This window comes from Hamadaea sp. NPDC050747, from assembly GCF_040654195.1.
Classification (GTDB): Bacteria; Actinomycetota; Actinomycetes; order Mycobacteriales; family Micromonosporaceae; genus Hamadaea.
This window is the reverse complement of record NZ_JBFAHM010000001.1, coordinates 497,817-519,135: the sequence shown is the minus strand read 5'-3', so window position 1 is coordinate 519,135 and position 21,319 is coordinate 497,817. Positions and strand designations below refer to the sequence as shown.

The 21,319-nt window shown below is 69.2% G+C and carries 20 protein-coding genes and 1 pseudogene; 4 read left to right on the top strand and 17 right to left on the bottom strand.

The annotated features are described in order from the left end of the window. Positions 1 to 11: 11 nt before the first annotated feature. The 17 genes and pseudogenes from nuoL to mqnC form a co-directional block, all read right to left on the bottom strand. Positions 12 to 1,898 carry an NADH-quinone oxidoreductase subunit L gene (gene nuoL / locus AB0H43_RS02460; RefSeq protein WP_359995191.1) on the bottom strand — a complete coding sequence of 629 codons (1,887 nt, stop codon included), beginning with the start codon at positions 1,896 to 1,898 and terminating at the stop codon, positions 12 to 14. Between the two features lie 7 nt (positions 1,899 to 1,905). After that, positions 1,906 to 2,205 (bottom strand): NADH-quinone oxidoreductase subunit NuoK, encoded by a 300-nt coding sequence (gene nuoK, locus AB0H43_RS02455; RefSeq protein WP_359995189.1) that lies wholly within the window; start codon positions 2,203 to 2,205, stop codon positions 1,906 to 1,908. A 5-nt stretch (positions 2,206 to 2,210) separates the two neighbouring features. Next, the gene (locus AB0H43_RS02450) at positions 2,211 to 2,987 is read right to left on the bottom strand and encodes an NADH-quinone oxidoreductase subunit J (protein WP_359995186.1); all 777 of its coding nucleotides are present in this window, start codon (positions 2,985 to 2,987) and stop codon (positions 2,211 to 2,213) included. After that, positions 2,984 to 3,520, bottom strand: coding sequence for an NADH-quinone oxidoreductase subunit NuoI (gene nuoI, locus AB0H43_RS02445; protein ID WP_359995183.1), 537 nt, complete (start codon positions 3,518 to 3,520; stop codon positions 2,984 to 2,986). Before nuoI ends, AB0H43_RS02450 begins: the two co-directional genes overlap by 4 nt. Before the next feature lies 1 nt (position 3,521). Next, positions 3,522 to 4,871: an NADH-quinone oxidoreductase subunit NuoH gene (gene nuoH / locus AB0H43_RS02440; protein WP_359995180.1), complete on the bottom strand. Its 1,350-nt coding sequence runs from the start codon at positions 4,869 to 4,871 to the stop codon at positions 3,522 to 3,524. Beyond that, positions 4,868 to 7,345: an NADH-quinone oxidoreductase subunit G gene (locus AB0H43_RS02435; RefSeq protein WP_359995177.1), complete on the bottom strand. Its 2,478-nt coding sequence runs from the start codon at positions 7,343 to 7,345 to the stop codon at positions 4,868 to 4,870. Before AB0H43_RS02435 ends, nuoH begins: the two co-directional genes overlap by 4 nt. After that, complete coding sequence (nuoF, locus tag AB0H43_RS02430) at positions 7,345 to 8,646, bottom strand: NADH-quinone oxidoreductase subunit NuoF (RefSeq protein ID WP_359995174.1); 1,302 nt, start codon at positions 8,644 to 8,646, stop codon at positions 7,345 to 7,347. The genes AB0H43_RS02435 and nuoF overlap by 1 nt, the downstream gene beginning before the upstream one ends. A 26-nt stretch (positions 8,647 to 8,672) precedes the next feature. Beyond that, positions 8,673 to 9,344, bottom strand: a pseudogene (gene nuoE / locus AB0H43_RS02425) (NADH-quinone oxidoreductase subunit NuoE); the annotation flags it as partial. Beyond that, the gene (locus AB0H43_RS02420; protein ID WP_359995171.1) at positions 9,341 to 10,669 is read right to left on the bottom strand and encodes an NADH-quinone oxidoreductase subunit D; all 1,329 of its coding nucleotides are present in this window, start codon (positions 10,667 to 10,669) and stop codon (positions 9,341 to 9,343) included. The gene AB0H43_RS02420 and the pseudogene nuoE, both read right to left, overlap by 4 nt. Then, positions 10,669 to 11,364, bottom strand: a complete 696-nt coding sequence (locus AB0H43_RS02415) for an NADH-quinone oxidoreductase subunit C (protein WP_359995168.1) — start codon at positions 11,362 to 11,364, stop codon at positions 10,669 to 10,671. Before AB0H43_RS02415 ends, AB0H43_RS02420 begins: the two co-directional genes overlap by 1 nt. Next, positions 11,361 to 12,071 (bottom strand): NADH-quinone oxidoreductase subunit B family protein, encoded by a 711-nt coding sequence (locus AB0H43_RS02410; protein WP_359995165.1) that lies wholly within the window; start codon positions 12,069 to 12,071, stop codon positions 11,361 to 11,363. Before AB0H43_RS02410 ends, AB0H43_RS02415 begins: the two co-directional genes overlap by 4 nt. A gap of 15 nt (positions 12,072 to 12,086) precedes the next feature. Beyond that, on the bottom strand, positions 12,087 to 12,452 hold the full coding sequence (locus AB0H43_RS02405; protein ID WP_359995163.1) for an NADH-quinone oxidoreductase subunit A: 366 nt from the start codon (positions 12,450 to 12,452) through the stop codon (positions 12,087 to 12,089). 19 nt (positions 12,453 to 12,471) lie between these two features. Further along, on the bottom strand, positions 12,472 to 13,728 hold the full coding sequence (locus tag AB0H43_RS02400) for a geranylgeranyl reductase family protein (protein WP_359995767.1): 1,257 nt from the start codon (positions 13,726 to 13,728) through the stop codon (positions 12,472 to 12,474). A 373-nt stretch (positions 13,729 to 14,101) separates the two neighbouring features. Next, complete coding sequence (locus tag AB0H43_RS02395) at positions 14,102 to 14,794, bottom strand: demethylmenaquinone methyltransferase (RefSeq protein ID WP_359995160.1); 693 nt, start codon at positions 14,792 to 14,794, stop codon at positions 14,102 to 14,104. 35 nt (positions 14,795 to 14,829) lie between these two features. Beyond that, the gene (locus AB0H43_RS02390; RefSeq protein WP_359995158.1) at positions 14,830 to 15,591 is read right to left on the bottom strand and encodes a hypothetical protein; all 762 of its coding nucleotides are present in this window, start codon (positions 15,589 to 15,591) and stop codon (positions 14,830 to 14,832) included. A 44-nt stretch (positions 15,592 to 15,635) separates the two neighbouring features. Then, the gene (locus AB0H43_RS02385) at positions 15,636 to 16,451 is read right to left on the bottom strand and encodes a hypothetical protein (protein ID WP_359995156.1); all 816 of its coding nucleotides are present in this window, start codon (positions 16,449 to 16,451) and stop codon (positions 15,636 to 15,638) included. A 68-nt stretch (positions 16,452 to 16,519) separates the two neighbouring features. Then, positions 16,520 to 17,710 carry a cyclic dehypoxanthinyl futalosine synthase gene (mqnC, locus tag AB0H43_RS02380; RefSeq protein ID WP_359995153.1) on the bottom strand — a complete coding sequence of 397 codons (1,191 nt, stop codon included), beginning with the start codon at positions 17,708 to 17,710 and terminating at the stop codon, positions 16,520 to 16,522. A gap of 39 nt (positions 17,711 to 17,749) precedes the next feature. Between mqnC and AB0H43_RS02375 the strand changes: the two genes are divergently transcribed. The 4 genes from AB0H43_RS02375 (at position 17,750) to AB0H43_RS02360 (ending at position 21,303) form a co-directional block, all read left to right on the top strand. Continuing rightward, positions 17,750 to 18,724, top strand: a complete 975-nt coding sequence (locus tag AB0H43_RS02375; protein WP_359995150.1) for an aldo/keto reductase — start codon at positions 17,750 to 17,752, stop codon at positions 18,722 to 18,724. 5 nt (positions 18,725 to 18,729) lie between these two features. Then, positions 18,730 to 19,683 carry an SAM-dependent methyltransferase gene (locus tag AB0H43_RS02370; RefSeq protein ID WP_359995147.1) on the top strand — a complete coding sequence of 318 codons (954 nt, stop codon included), beginning with the start codon at positions 18,730 to 18,732 and terminating at the stop codon, positions 19,681 to 19,683. Continuing rightward, positions 19,653 to 19,937, top strand: coding sequence for a hypothetical protein (locus tag AB0H43_RS02365; protein WP_359995144.1), 285 nt, complete (start codon positions 19,653 to 19,655; stop codon positions 19,935 to 19,937). Before AB0H43_RS02370 ends, AB0H43_RS02365 begins: the two co-directional genes overlap by 31 nt. Positions 19,938 to 20,013: 76 nt before the next feature. Beyond that, positions 20,014 to 21,303 carry a hypothetical protein gene (locus tag AB0H43_RS02360; protein ID WP_359995141.1) on the top strand — a complete coding sequence of 430 codons (1,290 nt, stop codon included), beginning with the start codon at positions 20,014 to 20,016 and terminating at the stop codon, positions 21,301 to 21,303. The last annotated feature ends 16 nt before the right edge of the window (positions 21,304 to 21,319 follow it).

Below are 21,319 nucleotides of genomic sequence, written 5' to 3'. Positions count from 1 at the left end.
CAACCTCGCCATCAGAGCGTGACCATCAGGAACGCGCCCACGACCACGAGCGCGCCGGTGAGCATGGACAGCGCGTAGGAGCGCACGAAACCGTTCTGGAGCCGCCGGAGCCGGCTCGACCCGCCGCCGGTCAGCGCGGCCAGGCCGTTCACCAACCCGTCCACGCCACGGTTGTCGAGGAAGACCAGGCCCCGGGTGAGCCAGCGGCCGGGCTTCTCGAAGACCGCCTCGTTGAAGGCGTCCGCGTACAGGTTGTTCCGGGCCGCGGTGACGACCGGCCCGGCCGGTTGCTCGACCAGCGCGGTGCCCCGGCGGAACAGCAGGTACGCGAAGCCGGCACCGACGACGGTGAAGGCCACCGAGAGCAGCGCGCCGGTTGTCGCGCTGACCCGATGCACCTCCTCCGTGACACCCTCCGGATCCACCACTGGAGTCAGCCAATTCACGACGCTGTCGTCCAGTGTCATGAGGTAACCGGCCACGATCGAGCCGATGGCCAGGAAGATCAGCGGGATCGTCATGATCGCCGGCGACTCGTGCGGGTGCTCGATGTCTTCCGTCCACCGCTTGGGGCCGTGGAAGGTGAGGACGAACAACCGCGTCATGTAGAACGCCGTCAGACCCGCGCCCAGCAGCGCCGCGCCACCGAAGAGCCAGCCCGTCCACCCGGGACGGTTGAACGCCGCCTCGATGATCGGGTCCTTGGTGAAGAAGCCCGACAGCGGCGGGATGCCGATGATCGCCAGCCAGCCCATCATGAAGGTCAGCCAGGTGATCCGCATGTACTTGGCCAGCCCGCCGAAACGGCGGATGTCGGTCTGGTCGTTCATCCCGTGCATGACCGAACCCGCGCCGAGGAACATGTTGGCCTTGAAGAAGCCGTGCGCGAGCAGGTGGATGATCGCCAGGGCGTACGCCACCCCGCCGAGTCCGACGCCCAGGAACATGTAGCCGATCTGGCTGACGGTCGACCAGGCCAGAACGCGCTTGATGTCGTCCTTGGCGCAGCCGATGATGCAGCCGAGCAACAGCGTCAGCGCTCCGACGCTCACGACCACGGTCTGAAGCGTCGGGTTGGCCGAGAAGATCGGGTTCGACCGCGCGATCAGGTACACACCGGCGGTCACCATCGTCGCGGCGTGGATGAGGGCGGAGACCGGAGTCGGGCCCTCCATCGCGTCCGGAAGCCAGGACTGCAGCGGGAACTGGCCGGACTTGCCGGTCGCGCCCAACAGGAGCAGCAGGCCCATCATCAGAACCGTGCCGGCGGCCAGGCCGCCCACGCCCTCGAAGACCTTGTCGTAGTCGGTCGTCCCGAGCGTGAAGAACATCAGGAAGATGCCGAGGGCGAAGCCCGCGTCACCGACCCGGTTCATCAGGAAGGCCTTCTTGCCGGCGGTCGCGGCCGAGTTCCGGTTGTACCAGAACGAGATCAGCAGGTACGACGCCAGACCGACGCCCTCCCAGCCGAGGTAGAGCATCACGTAGTTGTTGCCCAGCACCAGCAGGAGCATCGCCGCGACGAACAGGTTGAAGTACCCGAAGAAGCGGCGGCGTCCCTCGTCGTGCGCCATGTAGCCCACGGCGTACAGGTGGATGAGCGAGCCCACGCCGGTGATCAGCAGCACGAAGACCGCGGACAGCGGGTCGAACAGCAGGCCGAACCCGACGTCCAGCTTCCCGGACTGGATGAAGTCCCACAGGTGCACCGAGACTTCGCGATTGTCGGAGGGCAGATCGGCGAGACGGATGAAGGCGACCAGGCCGAGCACGAACGACGTCGCCGTCGCGAGTACGCCGAGCCAGTGTCCCCACTTGTTGGTCAGCTTGCCCGACAGCAGCAGGAACGCCGCGCTGACCGCCGGGATCGCCACCACCAGGGTGATCAATGTCTGCATTGCGACCTCAGTACTTCAGCAGGTTCGCGTCATCGACGCTGGCGGAGCGTCGCGTGCGGAAGATGGCCATGATGATGGCGAGGCCGACGACGACCTCGGCCGCGGCGATGACCATGGAGAAGAACGCCATGATCTGACCGTCCAGCGAGCCGTTGATCCGGCTGAACGTGACCAGCGCGAGGTTGGCCGCGTTCAGCATGAGCTCGATGCACATGAAGAGGACGATCGCGTTCCGGCGGATCAGTACGCCCACCGCACCGATGGTGAACAGTGCCGCCGAGAGGACGATGTACCACATGGGAGTCATCTAGATCACCGGCCTTCCGTGTGCTTGTCGGCGACCTCGGCGGCCGTGAGCTCCCGGGTCGGCAGGATCGGCGAGATGCTGCGCTGGGCGGGCGTACCGTCCGGCAGCTTCGCCGGGGTGGCGACCGAGTCGGAGGAGGCGAACACGCCCGGACCCGGCTTGGGGCCGGGGTAGTTGCCCGGCGCGAACCGCGCCCGCATCATCTCCGGCTGGCTGATCTTGTCTTCCTTACGCTTCTCGACGTGCGCCAGCAGCATCGCGCCGACCGCGGCGGTGATGAGCAGCGCGCTGGAGATCTCGAAGGCGAAGACGTACTTGGTGAACAACAACGAGGCGAGGCCCTGGACGTTGCCCTTGGCGTTCGCCTCGTCGAGCCCGGTGACCGTCATCTTCTCGACGACCCGCAGCAGCCCGGTGCCGAGCAGACCGGCGAAGCCGACGCCGAGGATGATCGCGGCGGTCTGCTGACCGCGCAATGTCTCGATCACGGCATCCGACGCGTCCCGGCCGACCAGCATCAGCACGAAGAGGAACAGCATCATGATCGCGCCGGTGTAGACGATGATCTGCGTCATGCCGATGAACGGCCCGGCCTGCACGATGTAGAAGACGCCCAGACAGAGCATGGTGAGCACCAGCCAGAGCGCGGAGTGCACCGCGTTGCGGCTGGCGACCATGCCGATCGCACCGATGAGCGCGATCGGGGCCAGGATGAAGAAGACGACCTTCTCGGAGGTGCCGACTTCCCCGGCCGCGGCGGCCAATTGGAGTGCGCTAATCATCGCCCCTCAGCTCCCACCGAGACGCCCGGGTTCGTCGGCCCGCTCAGGTAGTAGTCCTTCTCCGTCTCACCCAGGAACATCGGGTGCGGCGGCTGCTCCATGCCCGGCAGCAGCGGCGCGAGCAGCTGCTCCTTCGTGAAGATGAGGTCCCGGCGGTCGTCGCGGGCCAACTCGTACTCGTTGCTCATGGTCAGCGAGCGAGTCGGGCACGCTTCGATGCACAGGCCGCAGAAGATGCACCGGGCGTAGTTGATCTGGTAGATGCTGGCGTACCGCTCGCCCGGGGAGAACCGGGCCTGTTCGGTGTTGTCGCCACCCTCCACGTAGATCGCGTCGGCCGGGCAGGCCCAGGCGCACAGCTCGCACCCGATGCACTTCTCCAGTCCGTCCGGATGCCGGTTGAGGACGTGCCGGCCGTGGAAGCGCGGCGCGGTGGCGTCCGGCTTCTCCGGGTACTCCGTGGTCACGACCTTCTTGAACATGTGCGAGAAGGTGACCCCGAAGCCCTTGGCCATTCCGGTGAAGGCACCCATCTCACGCCTCCTTCGCGCCGGAACCCACCGGCTGGTCGTTGTCGGTCCCGGCCGAAGCGCGGTCGGCCGAGATCCGCTTCGCCCGCGGGTTGACCGGCACGACCAGGTCCAGCGGCGGCAGCGGGAAACTTCCCGCCGGACGCTGCGCGACCTGTTCGTCCAGGGTCAGCGGGGTCGGCTCCTTCTTCGACGGCCACAGCAGTGCGATCGCCATCAGGACGACGACTGCCGCGCCCAGCCACAGCAGCGTCTGCGTACGCGTCGCGTTGCTGTTCTGCAGCGTCTTGATGCCGGACAGGGCCAGGATCCAGATCAGGTTGGCCGGAATGAGCACCTTCCAGCCGAACCGCATGAACTGGTCGTACCGCAGCCGGGGCAGTGTGCCCCGCAGCCAGACGAAGACGAACAGCAGCAGCAGGACCTTGATCGTGAACCAGAGCAGCGGCCACCAGTTGTCGTTGGCTCCGTCCCACAGGCTGATCGGCCACGGCGCGCGCCAGCCGCCCAGGAAGAGCGTTGTGCACAGCGCCGAGACCGTCACCATGTTGATGTACTCGGCGAGGAAGAACAGCGCGAACTTCAGCGACGAGTACTCGGTGTGGAAACCGCCGACCAGCTCCGACTCGGCCTCCGGGAGGTCGAACGGGGCCCGGTTGGTCTCACCCACGGCGGAGACGAAGTAGATCACGAAGCTCGGCAGCAGCAGGAGCGCGTACCAGCTGGGGGCGGTGAACGATCCGAACTGGGTCCCGTTCGCCTGCGCGGCCACGATCCCCGAGGTGCTCATCGTGCCGGCCGTCATGAAGACCGCCACGATCGACAGGCCCATCGCGACCTCGTAGGAGATCATCTGAGCGCTGGAGCGCAGACCGCCGAGGAGCGGGTAGGTCGAGCCGCTGGCCCAACCCGCGAGCACCACCCCGTAAACGCCCATGCCGGAGCAGGCGAGCACCAGGAGGACGGCCACCGGAATGTCGGTGAGCTGGAGTGGCGTCCTCGTGCCGAAGATCGAGACCATCGGGCCGAAGGGAATGATCGCGAACGCCGTGAAGGCGCAGACCGTCGAGATCACCGGGGCGATGAAGAACACCGCCTTGTCGGCGAGCTTCGGCATGATGTCCTCTTTGAAGGCCAGCTTGAGGCCGTCGGCGAGGGACTGCAGCAGGCCGAAGGGGCCGTTGCGGTTCGGTCCGGGCCGGACCTGCATCCGCGCCACGACCCGCCGCTCGTACCAGATGGCGAACAGCGTCATCACGACGAGGAAGACGAAGATCGCGACGACCTTGATGAGAACCAGCCACCATGGATCTTGGCCGAAGTTCTCCAGGGTCGGATCCTGGGCGAGGATCACTGCGCACCTCCAGCGGTGGTTCCCGCGGCGACCGTGACGACCGCGCCCGAGTGGGCGCCGAGCGTCCGGTTCGCCGTCGAGCCCGGCGAGTTCGCCGGCACCCAGACGACGTCCGCGGGCATGTCGGTGATGAGCGCCGGCAGCGTCACCGAGCCGCGCTCGGTGCTGACCGTGACGAGGTCGCCGTCGGCGACGCCCAACCCGGTCGCGGTCGCCTTGGCCAGCCGCGCCACGCTCGGGCGGGCGGTGCCCATCAGCACCTCGTCGCCGTCGAGCAGGCTGCCGTTGTCCAGCAGGTAGTGCCACGAGCTCAGGACCGCCGTCCCAGGCGCCAGCGTGGGTCGCGTCGCCGGGGCGTACGTCGGGGCCAGCGGCTTGTCCGCCGCCGTCGTGGGCAGGCTGCCCAGCTCCTGGCGTACCGCGGTGACATCCGCCGTGCCGAGCGTGACGCCCAGCTCGGTGGCGAGCGCGTCGAGCACCCGCGCGTCGGCCATCATCGCCGCCGCCTGGCGTCCGCCCTGCGTCGTGGTGAACTCGAAGACCTGGTCGAACGGCCGCAACCGGCCCTCCCAGTCCACGAAGGACCCCGCCTTCTCGGAGGTCGTCGCGACCGGCAGAACCACATCGGCGTGCCGGGTCACCGCGGTGGCCCGGATCTCCAGGCTCACCAGGAAGCCGACCTTCGTCAGAGCTTGCTCAGCCAGCGCCGGGTCGGCCAGGTCGCCCGGGTCCACCCCGGCCACGACCAGCGCGCCCAGCCGGCCGTCGGCCGCCGCCGCGAGCATCGCGTCGGTGTCCTTGCCGGCCTGGCTCGAGATCACCCCCGGCTCCAGGCCCCACAGCTGCGCCAGCTCCGCGCGCGCCGCCGGGTCGGCCACCGGCCGACCACCCGGCAGCAGGTTCGGCAGGCAGCCCGCGTCGACCGCACCGCGGTCCCCGGCCCGCCGGGGCACCCAGGCCACCTTGGCCCCGGTACGCGCGGCGAACGCGGCCACCGCCGAGAAGCCGCCCGGGACGGTGGCGAGCCGCTCGCCCACGAGGATGATCGTCTCCGCGTCGACGCCGACGATCCGGTCCAGCGCCTCGGGCTCCTCACCCGGGGCGGCGGTGACCAGCGTGCCGGACAGCTTCGCGAGGCCGCGCGTGGCGAACGGGGCGACCCCGGTGACCCGCAGTCGCTTGTTGACCGCCGCCTTGCGCAGGCGCAGGAAGACGATCGGGCACTCCTCCTCGGGCTCCAGCCCGACGAGGACCACGTGCCGGGCCTTCTCCAGGTCGGCGTAGGTCACCGAGGTCTCACCGGCGACCGAGGAGGCGAGGAAGTCGGCCTCCTCCGTCGACAGCGGCCGGGCCCGGAAGTCCACGTCGTTGGTCTTGAGCGCCACCCGCGCGAACTTCGCGTAGGCGTACGCGTCTTCGACGGTCAGCCGGCCGCCGGTCAGCACGCCGACGCCGTACGCCCCGTCCCGAGCGGCCCGCAGACCCTCGGCGGCGACCGTCAGCGCCTCGCTCCAACTAGCCGACCGCAGCTCGCCCGTCTCCTTGTCGCGAACCAGCGGCGTGGTGAGGCGATCGAACGCGGTGGCGTACTGGAAACCCCACCGGCCCTTGTCGCAGTTCCACTCCTCGTTGACCTGCGCGTCCTCGCCGGCCAGCCGCCGCAGCACCTTGCCGCGCCGGTGGTCGGTCCGCTGCGAGCAGCCGGCCGAGCAGTGCTCGCACACGCTCGGCGACGACACCAGGTCGAACGGCCGCGCCCGGAACCGGTACTGAGCGCCGGTGAGTGCGCCGACCGGGCAGATCTGCACGGTGTTGCCGGAGAAGTAGGAGTTGAAGGGCTCGTCGCCCTCGTCGATCGACATGCCGTCGCCGTCGCCGCCGTAGAACTCGTCGCGGTAGACGTTGATCTGCTCGGCGGAGGACCGATCCATCAGGTCGATGAACTTGTCCCCGGCGATCTCCTCGGAGAACCGGGTGCAGCGCTGGCAGAGCACACAGCGCTCACGGTCCAGCAGCACCTGGCTGGAGATGTTGATCGGCTTGGGGTACTCGCGCTTGTGCTCGTGGAACCGCGAATCCGTCCGGCCGGTGCTCATCGCCTGGTTCTGCAACGGGCACTCGCCGCCCTTGTCGCACATCGGGCAGTCCAGCGGGTGGTTGATCAGGAGCATCTCCATGATCCCCGACTGCGCCTTCTGCGCGACCTCACTGGTCCGGTGCGTACGCACGACCATGCCGTCGGCGACGGTCTGCGTACAGGAGGCGACCGGCTTGCGCTGCCCCTCGACCTCCACGAGGCACTGGCGGCAGGCGCCGGCCGGGGCCAGCAGCGGGTGGTCGCAGAACCGCGGGATCTCGATCCCCATCTTCTCGGCGACCCGGATGAGCAGCGTGCCCTTGGGCGCGGTCACCTCGATCCCGTCGATGGTGAGAGTGACCTCGTCGGTGCTCTTGGCTACTTCGGCGGACGTCATCAGTGAGCACCTGCCAATGCCTTCTCCGAGAGCTTCGGCGCTTTCCGGCCCTCGATGTAGTCCAGGTAATCCTGCTTGAAGTACTGCAGGGAGCTGGTCACCGAGCTGGTCGCACCGTCGCCGAGGCCGCAGAACGAGCGGCCGAGGATGTTGTCGGCGGTGTCGAGCAGGGTGTCCAGGTCCTCGTGCGAGCCCTGACCGGACAGGATGCGGCGGTAGACCCGCACCATCCAGTAGTTGCCCTCTCGGCAGGGAGTGCACTTGCCGCACGACTCGTGGTGGTAGAACTCCAGCCACCGGTAGGTCGCGTAGACCGGGCAGTCCTGATCGGAGAAGATCTGCGTCGCCGTGGTGCCGAGGATCGAGCCGGCCGCCGCGACGCTGTCGAAGTCCAGCGGGACGTCGAGGTGCTCGGCGGTCAGCAGCGGCGTCGACGAGCCACCCGGCGTCCAGAACCGCAGGTTGTGGCCGGGCTGCATGCCTCCAGCCAGCTCGATCAGCTCCCGCAGCGTGATGCCCAGCGAGCACTCGTACTGGCCGGGGTGCTGAATGCGCCCGGACAGCGAGTAGATCATCGGGCCGGACGACTTCTCGGTGCCCATCGTCTTCCACCAGGCCGCGCCGCCCAGCACGATGTACGGGACGCTGGCGATGGTACCGACGTTGTTCACCACGGTCGGGCAGGCGTACAGGCCGTGCGTCGCCGGGAACGGCGGGCGCAGCCGGGGCTGGCCGCGCATGCCCTCCAGCGAGTCCAGCAGAGCCGTCTCCTCGCCACAGATGTACGCCCCGGCGCCGGAGTGCACCACCAGGTCGAGGTCGAACCCCGAACCCAGGATGTTCTGGCCGAGATACCCCGCCTTGTACGCCTCCTGCACCGCGTGCCGCAGCCGGCGCGCCGCGTGGACGGCCTCACCGCGGATGTAGATGAAGGCGCGGTTGGCGCGGATGGCGTACGAGGCGATGATGGCGCCCTCGACCAGCGCGTGTGGGTCGTAGGTCATCAGCGGCAGGTCCTTGCAGGTCCCCGGCTCGCCCTCGTCGGCGTTGATCACCAGGTAGTGCGGCTTGCCGTCGTTCTGCGGGATGAAGCCCCACTTCAGGCCGGTGGGGAACCCGGCGCCGCCGCGTCCCCGCAGACCGGAGTCCTTCACCAGCGCGATCAGGTCGTCCGGGTGCGCCTGCAGCGCCTTGCGCAGCGCGGCGTACCCGTCGAGCTGCTCGTAGACGTCCAGGCGCCACGCGTCGGGCGACAGCCACCGCTTGGTCAGGACCGGGGTGAGCTTCTCAAAGACACTCACTTGCTTGCTCCGTTCGCCGCAGAGGGGATCGGCGTGTTGAGGTCGAAGCCGGCCGGGCTGATCCCGTACTGCTGAGCGAGCTTGACGCCACGGAGCGTCGGCTCGCCCGCCGGGCCGTCGGCGACCGCACCGTCGCGCTCGTCGGCGAAGCCCGCGAGCTGCAGCGCCATCTCCTTGAGCGAGCAGAGTCGCGCGCCCCGGCTGGGCTGGACCGGCCGACCGGCGGCCAGGTCCTCGGTCAGCTGCACCGCCGACTCCGGGTCGAGCCCGTCGACGAAGTCGTAGTTGACGGTGACGACGGGACCGTAGTCGCAGGCCGCCAGGCACTCCGCGTGCTCCAGCGTGATCTTGCCGTCCGGCGTGGTCTCGTCGTGGCCGACGCCGAGGTGGTCGCTGACCGCGTCGAAGATCGCCTGGCCGCCGAGCACGTCGCACATCGTGTTGGTGCAGACGCTGACGAGATACTCACCGGTGGGCCGGCGCTTGTACATCGTGTAGAACGTCGCGACCGCGCCGACCTGGGCCTTGGTCAGGCCGAGCTGCTCGGCGCAGAAGGCGACGCCGTCCGGGGAGACGTGGCCGTCCTCGTTCTGCACCAGGTGCAGCAGCGGCAGCAGCGCGGAACGCTGCTTGCCCTCGGGGTAGCGGGCGATGATCTCCTTCGCCCGCGCGTAGGTCTCGGCTGAGAACGTCATCAGCGGTCACACCCTCCCATGACGGGGTCGAGCGACGCCCCGCCGGCGATCACGTCGGCCAGCAGGCCGCCCTCGGCCATCGCGGGGATGGCCTGCAGGTTCACGAAGCTGGGTTCGCGGTAGTGCACCCGGTAGGGCCGGGTACCGCCGTCGGAGACGACGTGCGCGCCCAGCTCGCCGCGCGGACCCTCGACCGGGACGTAGACCTGGCCGGCCGGGACCCGGAAACCCTCGGTGACCAGCTTGAAGTGGTGGATCAGCGATTCCATCGACTGACCCATGATCTTCGCGACGTGGTTCAGCGAGTTGCCCATGCCGTCCTGGCCGACGGCCAGCTGAGCGGGCCAGGCGATCTTCTTGTCCGCCACGATGACCGGGCCGGGCTTGAGCCGCTCCAGCGCCTGCTCGATGATCTTCAGCGATTCCCGCATCTCGTTGATGCGCACCAGATACCGGGCGTAGACGTCGGCCTCCGGTTGCGTCGGCACGTCGAACTCGTAGGTCTCGTACCCGCAGTAGGGCTGCGTCTTGCGAAGGTCCCAGGCCAGGCCGGCGCTGCGGAGCACCGGGCCGGTGATGCCCAGTGCCAGGCACCCGGTGACGTCGAGGATCGCGACGCCCTGCGTACGCTGCAGCCAGATCGGCTGGCCGGACAGCAGGTCCTCGTACTCCTTGATGCGCTTGGGCATGAAGTCGAGCAGCTCGCGGATCTTCTTGATCGCCTCGGGCGGGACGTCCTGAGCCACGCCACCGGGCCGGACGTACGCCATGTTCATCCGCAGGCCGCTGATCAGCTCGAAGATGTCGAGGATGAACTCCCGCTCGCGGAAGCCGTAGATCATCATCGAGAGCGCGCCCAGCTCCATGCCGGTGGTGGCCAGCCAGACCAGGTGCGACGAGATCCGGTTGAGCTCCATCATCAGGACGCGGATGGTGGTCGCGCGCTCCGGGATGTCGTCGGTGATGCCGAGCAGCTTCTCCACCGCGAGGCAGTACGCCGTCTCGTTGAAGATCGGAGCCAGGTAGTCCATCCGGGTCACGAAGGTCGTGCCCTGGGTCCAGGTGCGGAACTCGAGGTTCTTCTCGATCCCGGTGTGCAGATAGCCGATGACGGTACGGGCTTCGGTGACCGTCTCGCCCTCCAGCTCCAGGACGAGCCGCAGTACGCCGTGGGTCGACGGGTGCTGCGGGCCCATGTTGACCACGATCCGCTCGTCATGGATCGGGTCCACGCCGCTGACCACGTCGTTCCAGTCGCCACCGGTGACGGTGAAGACCTTGCCCTGGGTGGTCTCGCGCTCCGGCGCGTAGGTGTCGTAGCCGCTCATTACTTGTATGCCCTCCGCTGGTCCGGCGGTGGAATCTCGGCGCCCTTGTACTCGACCGGCACACCGCCGAGCGGGTAATCCTTGCGCTGCGGGTGGCCCTCCCAGTCGTCCGGCATGAGGATCCGGGTGAGGTTGGGGTGGCCGTCGAAGACGATTCCGAACATGTCGTAGGTCTCCCGCTCCTGCCAGTCGGCGGTCGGGTAGACGCTGGTGACGCTCGGCAGGTGCGGGTTCTCAGCGGTGATCGCGCACTCCAGCCGGATACGCCGGCGGTAGGTCATCGAGGTCAGGTGGTAGACGGCGTGCAGCCGGCGGTCCTGGGCGGGGTAGTCCACACCCGACACCGAGGAGCACAGCTCGTAGCGCAGTCCCTCGTCGTCGCGGAGAGTGCGGCACACGTCCGCGATCGCCTCCGGCTTGACGTGGAGGGTCAGCTCGCCGCGGTCCACCACGATCCGCTCGATCACCTCGTCGAACGAGGCGAACGCCGGCTCGACCTCGCCCTCGGCCTGCTCGCCGCCGCTGAGCGCCTCGGCCAGACCGTCGAGGACCTCGTCGAACTCCTCGACCCCGACCGGGCGGCCGAGCGAGGCGGGTACGCGCGTCCGGCGTACGAGGCCGCCGAAGCCGGACGTGTCACCGCTGCCGCTGACCCCGAACAGGCCCTGGCCGCCGTTGACGGACGACTCGGTCACTGTCCCTCCTTGGTGTTCGCGGCGGTGCTCGAAGCGTCGCGCCTGGCGTCCACTGCCACCGACCGATTCATCCAGTTCGAAATCCGCAGCTGCTCTTCGGTCCCCTCGGCGACCGCCTTCTCCCAGGCGGCCCGCTTCTGCTTGTCGTAGCGGTAGCTGGACGGCATCGAGCCGGGCTTGACGATCGGGCCGCGTCCCTCGGCGATCTTCGCCTCGATCGACTTCGCGCGCCGGTCACCCAGCGGCTCGGCCATCACCTTCTCGTGCAGCTTGAGGATCGCGTCGATCAGCATCTCGGGCCGCGGCGGGCAGCCGGGCAGGTACATGTCGACCGGCACGACGTGGTCCACGCCCTGCACGATCGCGTAGTTGTTGAACATGCCGCCGCTGGAGGCGCAGACGCCCATGGAGAGCACCCACTTCGGCTCCGGCATCTGGTCGTAGATCTGGCGCAGGACCGGAGCCATCTTCTGGCTCACCCGGCCGGCCACGATCATCAGGTCGGCCTGCCGCGGCGAGGCCCGGAAGACCTCCATGCCGAACCGGGCCAGGTCGTAGCGGGCGGCGCCGGTCGCCATCATCTCGATCGCGCAGCAGGCCAGGCCGAAGGTCGCCGGCCAGAAGCTCGCCTTACGCGACCAGTTCACCAGCTTCTCCACGGTGGTCAGCAGGACCCCGTTCGGAAGCAGCTTCTCCTCGATACCCATGGCTCGCCCTGTCCCCTAGTCCCAGTCCAGGCCGCCGCGCCGCCAGACATAGGCGTACGCGATGAAGACCGTGCCGATGAAGAGAACCATCTCCACGAAGCCGAAGATGCCCAGCCGATCGAAGCTGACCGCCCACGGGTAGAGGAAGATGATCTCGATGTCGAAGACGATGAAGAGCATCGCGGTCAGGTAGAACTTGACCGGGAAGCGTCCACCGCCGATCGGTTGCGGCGTCGGCTCGATCCCGCACTCGTACGCGTCGAGCTTGGCCTTGTTGTAGCGGCGGGGACCGACGAACGGCGCGATCACCACCGAGAAGAGGGCGAACGCCGCCGCGAGGGCGAACAGCCCGACTATCGGTACGTATGGCGAGAGCGACATGTTGCTCGACGTCCCTTCCCTACACCGCCGGGGCTACCCGGCTCAGGCCGTTGATGATCCGATCCATCGCGTCGCCGCCGCGTGGATCGGTGAGGTTGGCCAACAGCTTCAAAACGAAGCGCATCAGTGTCGGATGCGGCATACCGTGCTTCGTCGCCAGCTTCATGACCTGCGGATTTCCAATGAGCTTCACGAAGATCCCGCCGAGCCGGTAGTAGCCGCCGTAGCGGATCTTCAGCTCCTGCGGGTACGCCTGCAGCGCGCGTTCGCGGTCCGGACCGGCGGGCCGGGCGAGCGCCTGCGTCACGATCTCGGCGGCCAGCGCACCCGACTCCATCGCGTACGCGATGCCTTCGCCGTTGAAGGGGTTCACCATGCCGCCGGAGTCCCCGACGAGCAGTACGCCCCGCGTGTAGTGCGGCGTGCGGTTGAAGCCCATGGGGAGGGCGGCGCCCATGATCGGGCCGTCGGCGTTGGCCTCGTCCCGCATCCCCCAGTCCTCGGGAGTGCTGCCCATCCAGTCGACCAGCAACTGGCGGTAGTTCGTCTTGCCGTACGCGACGGAGCTGTTGAGGACGCCGAGGCCGACGTTGACCCGGCCGTCTCCCATGCCGAAGATCCAGCCGTAGCCGGGCAGCAGCTTGTCGCCGCCTTCCCGGCTGCGCAGCTCCAGCCAAGACTCCAGGTAGTCGTCGTCGTGCTTGGCCGGGCTGCGGTAGTAGCGGCGGACCGCCACGCCCATCGGGCGATCCTCCCGCTTGGTCAGGCCGAGCGCCAGCGGGAACCGCCCGCTCACGCCGTCCGCCGCGATCACGAGCGGGGCGCGGTAGGCGACCTCGCCCTCCGGCGTCTTGGCCGTCACGCCCACGACCTGGTCGGCCTCGTCCAGCACCGGTCCGGTCACGTTCGTGTTGACCACCAGCTTCGCGCCGGCCGCCACCGCCCGCCGGGCCAGCAGGTCGTCGAAGTCCATGCGGGTACGCGTCAGGCCGTAGTTCGGGAAGCTGGCCAGCTCCGGCCAGTCCAGCTCCAGGCGTACGCCGCCGCCGATGACGCGGAGTCCCTTGTTCGGCAGCCAGCCCTGCTCCGGGCCGGTGTCCACGCCCATGTCGATCAGCTGCTTGACCGCACGCGGGGTCAGGCCGTCGCCGCAGACCTTCTCCCGGGGGAACTCGGTCTTCTCCAGCAGCAGGACGCTCACACCGTGCCGCGCCAGGTGGTAGGCGGTCGCTGAACCGCCCGGACCCGCGCCGACGACGATGACGTCGGCGTCCATATCAGTCGTGGCCACGGTCACCTCCACCGCTGAACACGCTCGTGAAACTCTTCACAAGCTCGGCTCAGGCGCACTCTAGTACCGCTTCTGTGAACGCGTATGACTTAGGTTGCCCTAACCAGTGAGCTGGGTCTCGTTTGCGCAGCTCAAGATCCGGGACGCTCGGAGCGTCTGTCCAGTTCGCGTGGAATGCGTATTTCACACTGTGGGCGACCTACTAAGTTGACTGACCGTTTCTCAGCTCGCACTTCTTCCCGACGCTCGGTCTGCGCGGCCGCCGCTTCCAGATCGGCGATCCGGACGGGTTCCTCACCGAAACCGCCGCCGAGATTTCCCAGTACTCCCACACCGGTCCAACGGGAGTAAGGGCAGGTCAGACGCGGACGGCCCGGTGCAGGGAGGCGACCCCGCCGGTCAGATTGCGCCAGCCGACCTGCGACCAACCGCTCTCGGCGATCACGGCGGCGAGGCTCGACTGGTTGTGCCAGGCCCGGATCGACTCCGCCAGATACACATAGGCATCCGGATTGGACGCCACCTTGCGAGCGACGGCGGGCAGGCTGCGCATCAAATAGGACAGATAAACAGTGCGGAAGACCGGGACGGTGGGGTGGGAGAACTCACACACCACGAGCCGGCCGCCCGGCTTGGTCACCCGGGCCATCTCCCGCAGTGCGCCGGCGGTGTCGTTGACGTTACGCAGGGCGAACGAGATGGTCACCGCGTCGAAGGAGGCGTCAGCGAAGGGCAGGGCCAAGGCGTCGCCCGCGACCAACGGCACCTGTGGGCGTACTCGCCGCCCGACGCCGAGCATGCCCAGCGAGATGTCGGCCCCGACCGCGTACGCCCCGGACCGGCCGAGGTCCACCGTGGAGATGCCGGTGCCCGCCCCGAGATCGAGAACCCGCTCCCCCGGCCGCAGGTCGAGGGCGGCCGACGTCGCCCGGCGCCACGACCGGTCCCGGCCGAACGAGAGGATCGTGTTGGTCCGGTCGTAGCGGTCGGCCACACCGTCGAACATCTCGGCGATCTCGTGCCGGTCCTTGTCCAGGTCTGCGCGGGTCACGAGCACCACTCTACGCAGCCCGTACGCCGCACCGGTCAGCGGTAGATCGGCCCGGTGGTGTCGTCGAGGTCGTCCTCGGGATCCTTGCGCAGCATCCACCACAGCAGTACGCCGCCCAGCGACACGAGCACGGCGCCGCCGCCGATCACGAGGACGGAGCCGAGGCCGAGTCCGCCGACGGTGTCCCGGGGCATGACCTGGGGCTGCGGGCTGTCCGTGGCGGTCACTTCCGCGACCTCGTCGGTGACGTCCACTGTCGGCTCGTCGGTCGGCGTCGGGGACACCTTGGACTTCGTGGGCTTCGGCGTCGGCGACGTTCCGGTGCCGGAACACGTACGCGGACGGCCGTCGACGGCCACCCGGACCGCCGCGCTGTTGTTGCCCGGCCGGGGATCATCGGCGTAACTGATCGCCACGGCGCCGCAGCCCGTGGGCGCGCTGTCGATGCGCAGCCGCAGCGTCAACTGGCGACGGGCGCCGTCGGCCAAGGCGGCGCTGTACACACAGCGGGCTTGCGTCCCGGTGGCCGGTTGGCAGACGCCACCGCCGGTGCTGACGATCCGCGTACCGGGCGGGGCGGTGATGTGCACGGTGTAGGTGAGCGGAGCAGCGCTCTGCGGACCGTTGTTGCGCAGCACGTATCGGACGTCGACCGCTTGCCCGACCCGGCCGGTGACGGCGGACGCGGAGACCCCCAGGTCTGCCGTCGTCGGTGCGGCGTACGCCGTCGCGGCTCCGGTCGCCAGCCCGGCGACGAGCGCCGCCGCCGTGGCGGCCAGCACTCTACGCATCCACATGGTCCGCTCCCTGAGAGGTGAAGACGGACAGTATCACCCGAGCGTCACAGGTCGGCCGAGAAAGCTCCCCGCCTGCGGATACGCCACAGAATCCCGGCGCCGGCCACCACCAGCCCGACGGCCGCCACGACGGCCACGGCCACCCACGGCCCGGAACCGCCGGAATCTCCGGCGAGGGTGATCATCGGCGTGACTTCGACGCTCGGCGATTCGGCGATCGCCGCCATGCTGTCCGACGCCGTCGCCGTCGGCTCGGTCGCTGCGAGCGACGCAGACGCCGACGGAGCCGAGGTCGGCCGAGGCTTGGCGGAGGCGGACGATTTCGGTGAGGCCGACGGCTTTGTCGTGCAGGTGGCCGCGCTCACTCCGTCCACAGTCACCCGCAGCGTCGCCGAGTTGTTCGACGTCTTGGGATCGTCGCCGTACTGGAGACTGATCTTTCCCGGCGTCGTGCACTTCGCCTTGACCTCGAAGTAATAGAGGTTCGTCCCGAACGAGACGCCCCCCGAAGGGTTGTCGTCGTCCGGGTAGAGCATTCCCTGGATCGGACAGCGAACGTGCTGGTGCGCGGTGAGCCAGATGCAGCCATTGCCGCTCAACGCCCGTTCGGTGGCGGCGAGAAAGGTGGTCCCTCCGGGTGCCCGGACTTCCCGCCAGACCGTTCCACCGAGCGTCGCCTCGGGCCCGTAGTTGTGGGTCTCCACGACGATGGTCGCCGTCTTCCCCAGCGCGGCGTGTCCTTGTGCGGCGACCTTGATCGCAAGATCGGCCTGCGGCGCGGCGGCGTACGCGGCACCCCCGGGGCCGACGACTGCCAACACTCCGATCGCGGCGGCGCTCAGCGCACGTCGTATCCACATCCCCGTTCCTCCTCAGCGAACGGTGGACGCTAACACGAAGGTGGCTCGGTACGCGGCCCTCGCCGCGGTCAGTGCGCCTCGACCAGCGGAAGCGCCTTGCCGACACCGCCGCCCGGCAACGCGATCGACGAGAAGTGCGAGGTGACCCGGTCGTCGGTCGGGTCGTCCGCCGGCGTCCAGTGCACGCGCAGGTGGTTGTAGAGGGTGTCCCGCTGCGCCGGGATGCGCCCGGCGGTGCGGATCATCCAGATCAGCTCCTGCAGGTTGGAGCGGTGCCGGGCGCCGGCCGAGGAGATGACGTTCTCCTCCAGCATGATCGAGCCCAGGTCGTCCACGCCCATGTGGAGCGCCAGCTGGCCGGCGTCCTTACCGGTCGTCAGCCACGAGGCCTGCAGGTGGTTGACGTTGTCGAAGAACAACCGGGCCACCGCGATGAGCCGCAGGTATTCCAGCGTCGTGGCCTGCGTACGCCCCTTGAGGTGGTTGTTCTCCGGCTGGTAGGTCCACGGGATGAAGGCCCGGAAGCCGCCGGTGCGGTCCTGCACGTCGCGGATCATCCGCATGTGCTCGATCCGCTCGGCGTTGGTCTCGCCGGTGCCCATCATCATGGTGGCCGTCGACTCGACCCCGTGCTGATGAGCGACCTCCATGACCTCCAGCCAGCGCGCGCCCGACTCCTTCAGCGGCGCGATCGCCGTCCGCGGCCGGTCGGGCAGCATCTCCGCGCCCGCCCCGGCGATAGAGTCCAGGCCGGCGGCCTTGATCCGGACGACGGCCTCCTCGATCGAGACCCCGCTGACCTTGGCCATGTGCAGGATCTCGCTCGGGCCGATCGAGTGGATCGCCAGCTGCGGGTACGCCTGCTTCACCGAGGAGAACAGCTCCTCGTAGTACTCGACCCCGTAGTCGGGGTGGTGCCCGCCCTGCAGCATGACCTGCGTCGCGCCGAGGTCGACCGCCTCGCCGCAGCGGCGCAGGATCTCCTCCATCGGGTGCGACCAGCCCTCGGCGTGCTTCGGCGCCCGGTAGAAGGCGCAGAACTTGCACGCCGTCACGCAGACGTTCGTGTAATTGATGTTCCGGTCGATGAGGTAGGTCACAATGCCATCGGGGTATCTCCGGCGGCGTACGGCGTCCGCGGCCTCGCCCAGCGGGTGCAGCGGCGCGTCGGTGTAGAGGAGCAGGGCCTCGTCCGGACTGATCCGACCGCCATCGGCCGCACGCTGCAGAATGCTGTCGATCTGTTGAACGCTCGTCACATCCCGAAGACTACAGGTAGGTTTTCGATCATGGCTGCCATGCGTTACCGCCGCTTGGGCGACTCCGGTCTCGTCGTCTCGGTCGTCGGGCTGGGGTGCAACAACTTCGGCCGGAAACTCAACGCCGAGGAGACCCGGGCGGTGGTCGACGCGGCGATCGACGCCGGGGTCACCTTCTTCGACGCGGCCGACGTCTACGGCACCCCCCGCGGGACCTGCGAGATGTTCCTCGGCGAGGCGCTCAAGGGCCGTCGCGACAGCGTCGTGCTGGCCACCAAGTTCGGGATGGACATGGGCGCCGCGGCCGGCGACCCGCGCTCAGCCGACGGCGCGCGCGGCTCTCGCCGCTACATCGTGAAGGCGGTGGAGGACTCGCTACGGCGGCTGCAGACCGACTACATCGACCTCTATCAGTTCCACTACCCCGACCCGGCCACGCCGATCGAGGAGACCCTCCGGGCGCTCGACGACCTGGTTCACCAGGGCAAGGTCCGCTACCTCGGCTCCTCGCAGTTCGCCGGGTGGCAGGTGACCGACGCCGCGTGGACGGCCAAGACGGCCGGGCTCACCCCGTTCATCAGCACGCAGCAGCAGTACAACTGGCTCACCCGCAAACCCGAGGCCGAACTGCTGCCCGCCTGCGAGAAGGCCGGCGTCGGCTTCATCCCGTTCTTCCCGCTCCAGTCCGGGCTGCTCTCCGGGGTCTATCACCGCGACCAGGCCCCGCCGCCGGGTTCGCGGATGGCCGACGATCGCTACGCGGCCTGGCTCAAGGCGGCCGACTGGGACACCATCGAGGGGCTCCGGGCGTACGCGGACGAGGCGGGCGTGTCGATGCTCGACGTCGCCATCGGCGGTCTCGCCGCCAAGCCGGGTGTCGTCACGGTGATCGCCGGTGCTACCACTCCCCAGCAGGTACGCGCGAACGCCCAGGCCGGTGCGTGGATCCCGGGTGTGGCGGAGCTGGCCCGGTTGGACGAGATCACGGCGGGCACCCGGACCGTCGGCCGGTAGCCGCCGTGGCGGTTCACCTCCGGGACGCGATGGCGGCGGCGCTCTACGGCGAGCACGGGTTCTTCCGGCGGGAGCGCCCGGCCGACCACTTCCGGACCAGTGTGAGCGCCTCGCCGGTGTTCGCCACCGCGATCGCCCACCTCGTCGCGGGGGTGGACAAAGCGCTCGGCCACCCCGACGTCCTCGCCGTCGTCGACGTCGGCGCCGGGCGCGGTGACCTGCTGTCGCAGGTGTTCACGCTGCTCGGCCGGGATGACCGCGTACGCCCGATCGCCGTCGAACTGGCCGATCGCCCGGCCGGCCTCGATCCCCGCGTCGAATGGCGGCCGGAACTGCCGGACGAGTTCGCCGGTCTGCTCATCGCCACCGAGTGGCTCGACAACGTCCCGCTCGACGTGGCGGTGCTCGACCCGGACGGCGTCCCGCGGTACCTGCTCGACGACGGCGACCTCGGCGAGCCGCTCACCTCCGACGATGCTCGGTGGGTCGGCGAGTGGTGGCCACTGCGTGATCCCGGTGACGTCGCCGAGATCGGCCTGCCCCGGGACAGGGCCTGGGCCGACGCCGTCGGGCGGGTCACCGCCGGGCTCGCCGTCGCGATCGACTACGGCCACACCCGGGCCGACCGGCGGCCGACGCTCACCGGTTTCCGGGACGGCCGGGAGGTCCAGCCTCGCTTCGACGGGAGCACCGACATCACCGCGCATGTCGCGGTCGATGCTTTAGGCGTACCCCTGCTCAGGCAGCGGGAGGCCCTGGCGGCGCTGGGTGTCGACGGCGCGCGGCCACCGTTGGCCCTGGCCACCGCCGACCCGGCAGGCTACGTCCGGGCGTTGAGCCGCGCGAGCCAGGCGGCAGAACTGCTGGCCGAGGGCGGTTTGGGAGATCACTGGTGGGCGGTTCGGCCGGTGACCATAGAGTGGACGCCATGGCGACTTTCGCAGAGTTGGACGCGCTGACCACCGAAGAGCTGCGCGACCAGGCGTTCACGCGGGCCCGGGACCAGCGCGACCTCGGCTTCTTCGTGGACCTCGCGCAGCACCTCCCGTCGGCGGGCGACGCGGAGCAGGGCGACGACTCGCTGGGCGACATCGGCCCGCAGATCGACGATTACTACAACATGTGGCGGGAGCTGAAGGGCCACGACTACGGCGATCTCGAGCCGCTCATCCGGGCCCGCTTCATCGACTATCTGTTGTCCCCCGAAGGCTGACAAACACGGAATTCCGGGCGGCGACGCGACCGTCCGACAGTGACATTCGGAGCCCGTGTCGGTAGGCTGACCTGCCATGCCGGCCTCCTCCGAGTCCCCCGAACGGCAGAACGGCAAGCTGCCCACCGGCCTGCTCTGGGCTGGGGTGGGTGTAGCACCGCTCGCCGCATTGGCCCTGCTGATCGGCAGTGGCGACCGGTCACTGCGCGCCGCGATCGGGCTCGCGCTGTTGTCCGTCGTCCTGATCGGACTGGCGATCGTGCTGCGCCCGGCGCCGGACTCGGTGAAGGTCGAACTCGAGGACACCATCTACGACGAGATCGACGTGGTGCGCGAGGACGTCCGCAACGACATCACCACCGCGGCGCGGGCGACCCATCGGGCCTTCTCCGAGCGGTTCCAGCACCTGCAGGAGACAGTCGATCAACTCCGGGCGCAGGTCGAGGCGATGCGCGGAGACCTGGCCCGCGGCTCGGCCCAGCCGCCGTCGCCGCACCCCGCGACCCCGCGACCCGGCACGGCCAGCGGCTCCGTTCCGGCCGGCGTCGTCCGGCACACCGAGACGGTGCAGGTGACCACGCGATCCACGATCGTCGACCCGCACGTCGAGGAGCCCGCGCACACCGGCCGGGCCACTGCCCCCGCGCCGGCCTGGTCCGAGAGCGGGCAGTCGCCGACCACGCGATCCGGCGGCCGTCGCCGGGCCGACGAGGACGAGCGGTGGCCGGGGTACCCCGCTGCCGGGGCGTACCCGGCGCAACCGGCCCGAGCCGCCTACCCGGACGAGTACCAGGAGTCGTGGACGGAGCAGCAGCTGCGCAAGCGGCTCGCCGACCAGGCCCCGCCGGCTGCGCCGCCCCGCGAGCCGCTGCTGTCGCATGAGGACAACCCGCGGGACCGGTGGAGCAGACAAGCGGTGCAAGACCAGTCCGACCCCAGCGCCGGCCAGCGGCGGAACGACCCGGCTCCGGCCGAGCCCGACTGGCCTGGCGTACGCGCCGGTGACCGGTGGGCCGCGGTCCGCAACGACGACCGGGGATCTGAGCTGCGGATGGGCGAACGCCGAGCCTCGTTGCACTCCGACGAGAACGGCTCGGAACTGCGGATCGAGGACCGCTGGGCGGCCATCCGCCGGGAGGAGCCGAGCCGGCGAGACGACACCGGCCGGCGGGACGAGCCGCGAGCGGGCCGCCACGACTCCGTCTCCTGGGACGGCGACCGGTGGACCGACCAGCCGCGAGGTCAGCGAGCACTGCCCGCCCAAAGTGACGAACCGTCGGTCTCGGAGTGGCTGAACCAGTGGCCGGCCCGGGAAGCAGCCCGGGAACAGGAACCCCGCCGACGCCGGTACGCCGACGACTACTGACCGACTTGTCGCGGTC

Bases quoted from the DNA above. Each gene is read 5' to 3' on its own strand.
- nuoL (WP_359995191.1), bottom strand. From the start codon at position 1,898: ATGCAGACATTGATCACCCTGGTGGTGGCGATCCCGGCGGTCAGCGCG.
- nuoK (WP_359995189.1), bottom strand. From the start codon at position 2,205: ATGACTCCCATGTGGTACATCGTCCTCTCGGCGGCACTGTTCACCATC.
- AB0H43_RS02450 (WP_359995186.1), bottom strand. From the start codon at position 2,987: ATGATTAGCGCACTCCAATTGGCCGCCGCGGCCGGGGAAGTCGGCACC.
- nuoI (WP_359995183.1), bottom strand. From the start codon at position 3,520: ATGGGTGCCTTCACCGGAATGGCCAAGGGCTTCGGGGTCACCTTCTCG.
- AB0H43_RS02435 (WP_359995177.1), bottom strand. From the start codon at position 7,345: ATGACGTCCGCCGAAGTAGCCAAGAGCACCGACGAGGTCACTCTCACC.
- AB0H43_RS02420 (WP_359995171.1), bottom strand. From the start codon at position 10,669: ATGAGCGGCTACGACACCTACGCGCCGGAGCGCGAGACCACCCAGGGC.
- AB0H43_RS02410 (WP_359995165.1), bottom strand. From the start codon at position 12,071: ATGGGTATCGAGGAGAAGCTGCTTCCGAACGGGGTCCTGCTGACCACC.
- AB0H43_RS02405 (WP_359995163.1), bottom strand. From the start codon at position 12,452: ATGTCGCTCTCGCCATACGTACCGATAGTCGGGCTGTTCGCCCTCGCG.
- AB0H43_RS02400 (WP_359995767.1), bottom strand. From the start codon at position 13,728: ATGGACGCCGACGTCATCGTCGTCGGCGCGGGTCCGGGCGGTTCAGCG.
- AB0H43_RS02390 (WP_359995158.1), bottom strand. From the start codon at position 15,591: ATGTGGATGCGTAGAGTGCTGGCCGCCACGGCGGCGGCGCTCGTCGCC.
- AB0H43_RS02385 (WP_359995156.1), bottom strand. From the start codon at position 16,451: ATGTGGATACGACGTGCGCTGAGCGCCGCCGCGATCGGAGTGTTGGCA.
- AB0H43_RS02375 (WP_359995150.1), top strand. From the start codon at position 17,750: ATGCGTTACCGCCGCTTGGGCGACTCCGGTCTCGTCGTCTCGGTCGTC.
- AB0H43_RS02365 (WP_359995144.1), top strand. From the start codon at position 19,653: ATGGCGACTTTCGCAGAGTTGGACGCGCTGACCACCGAAGAGCTGCGC.
- AB0H43_RS02360 (WP_359995141.1), top strand. From the start codon at position 20,014: ATGCCGGCCTCCTCCGAGTCCCCCGAACGGCAGAACGGCAAGCTGCCC.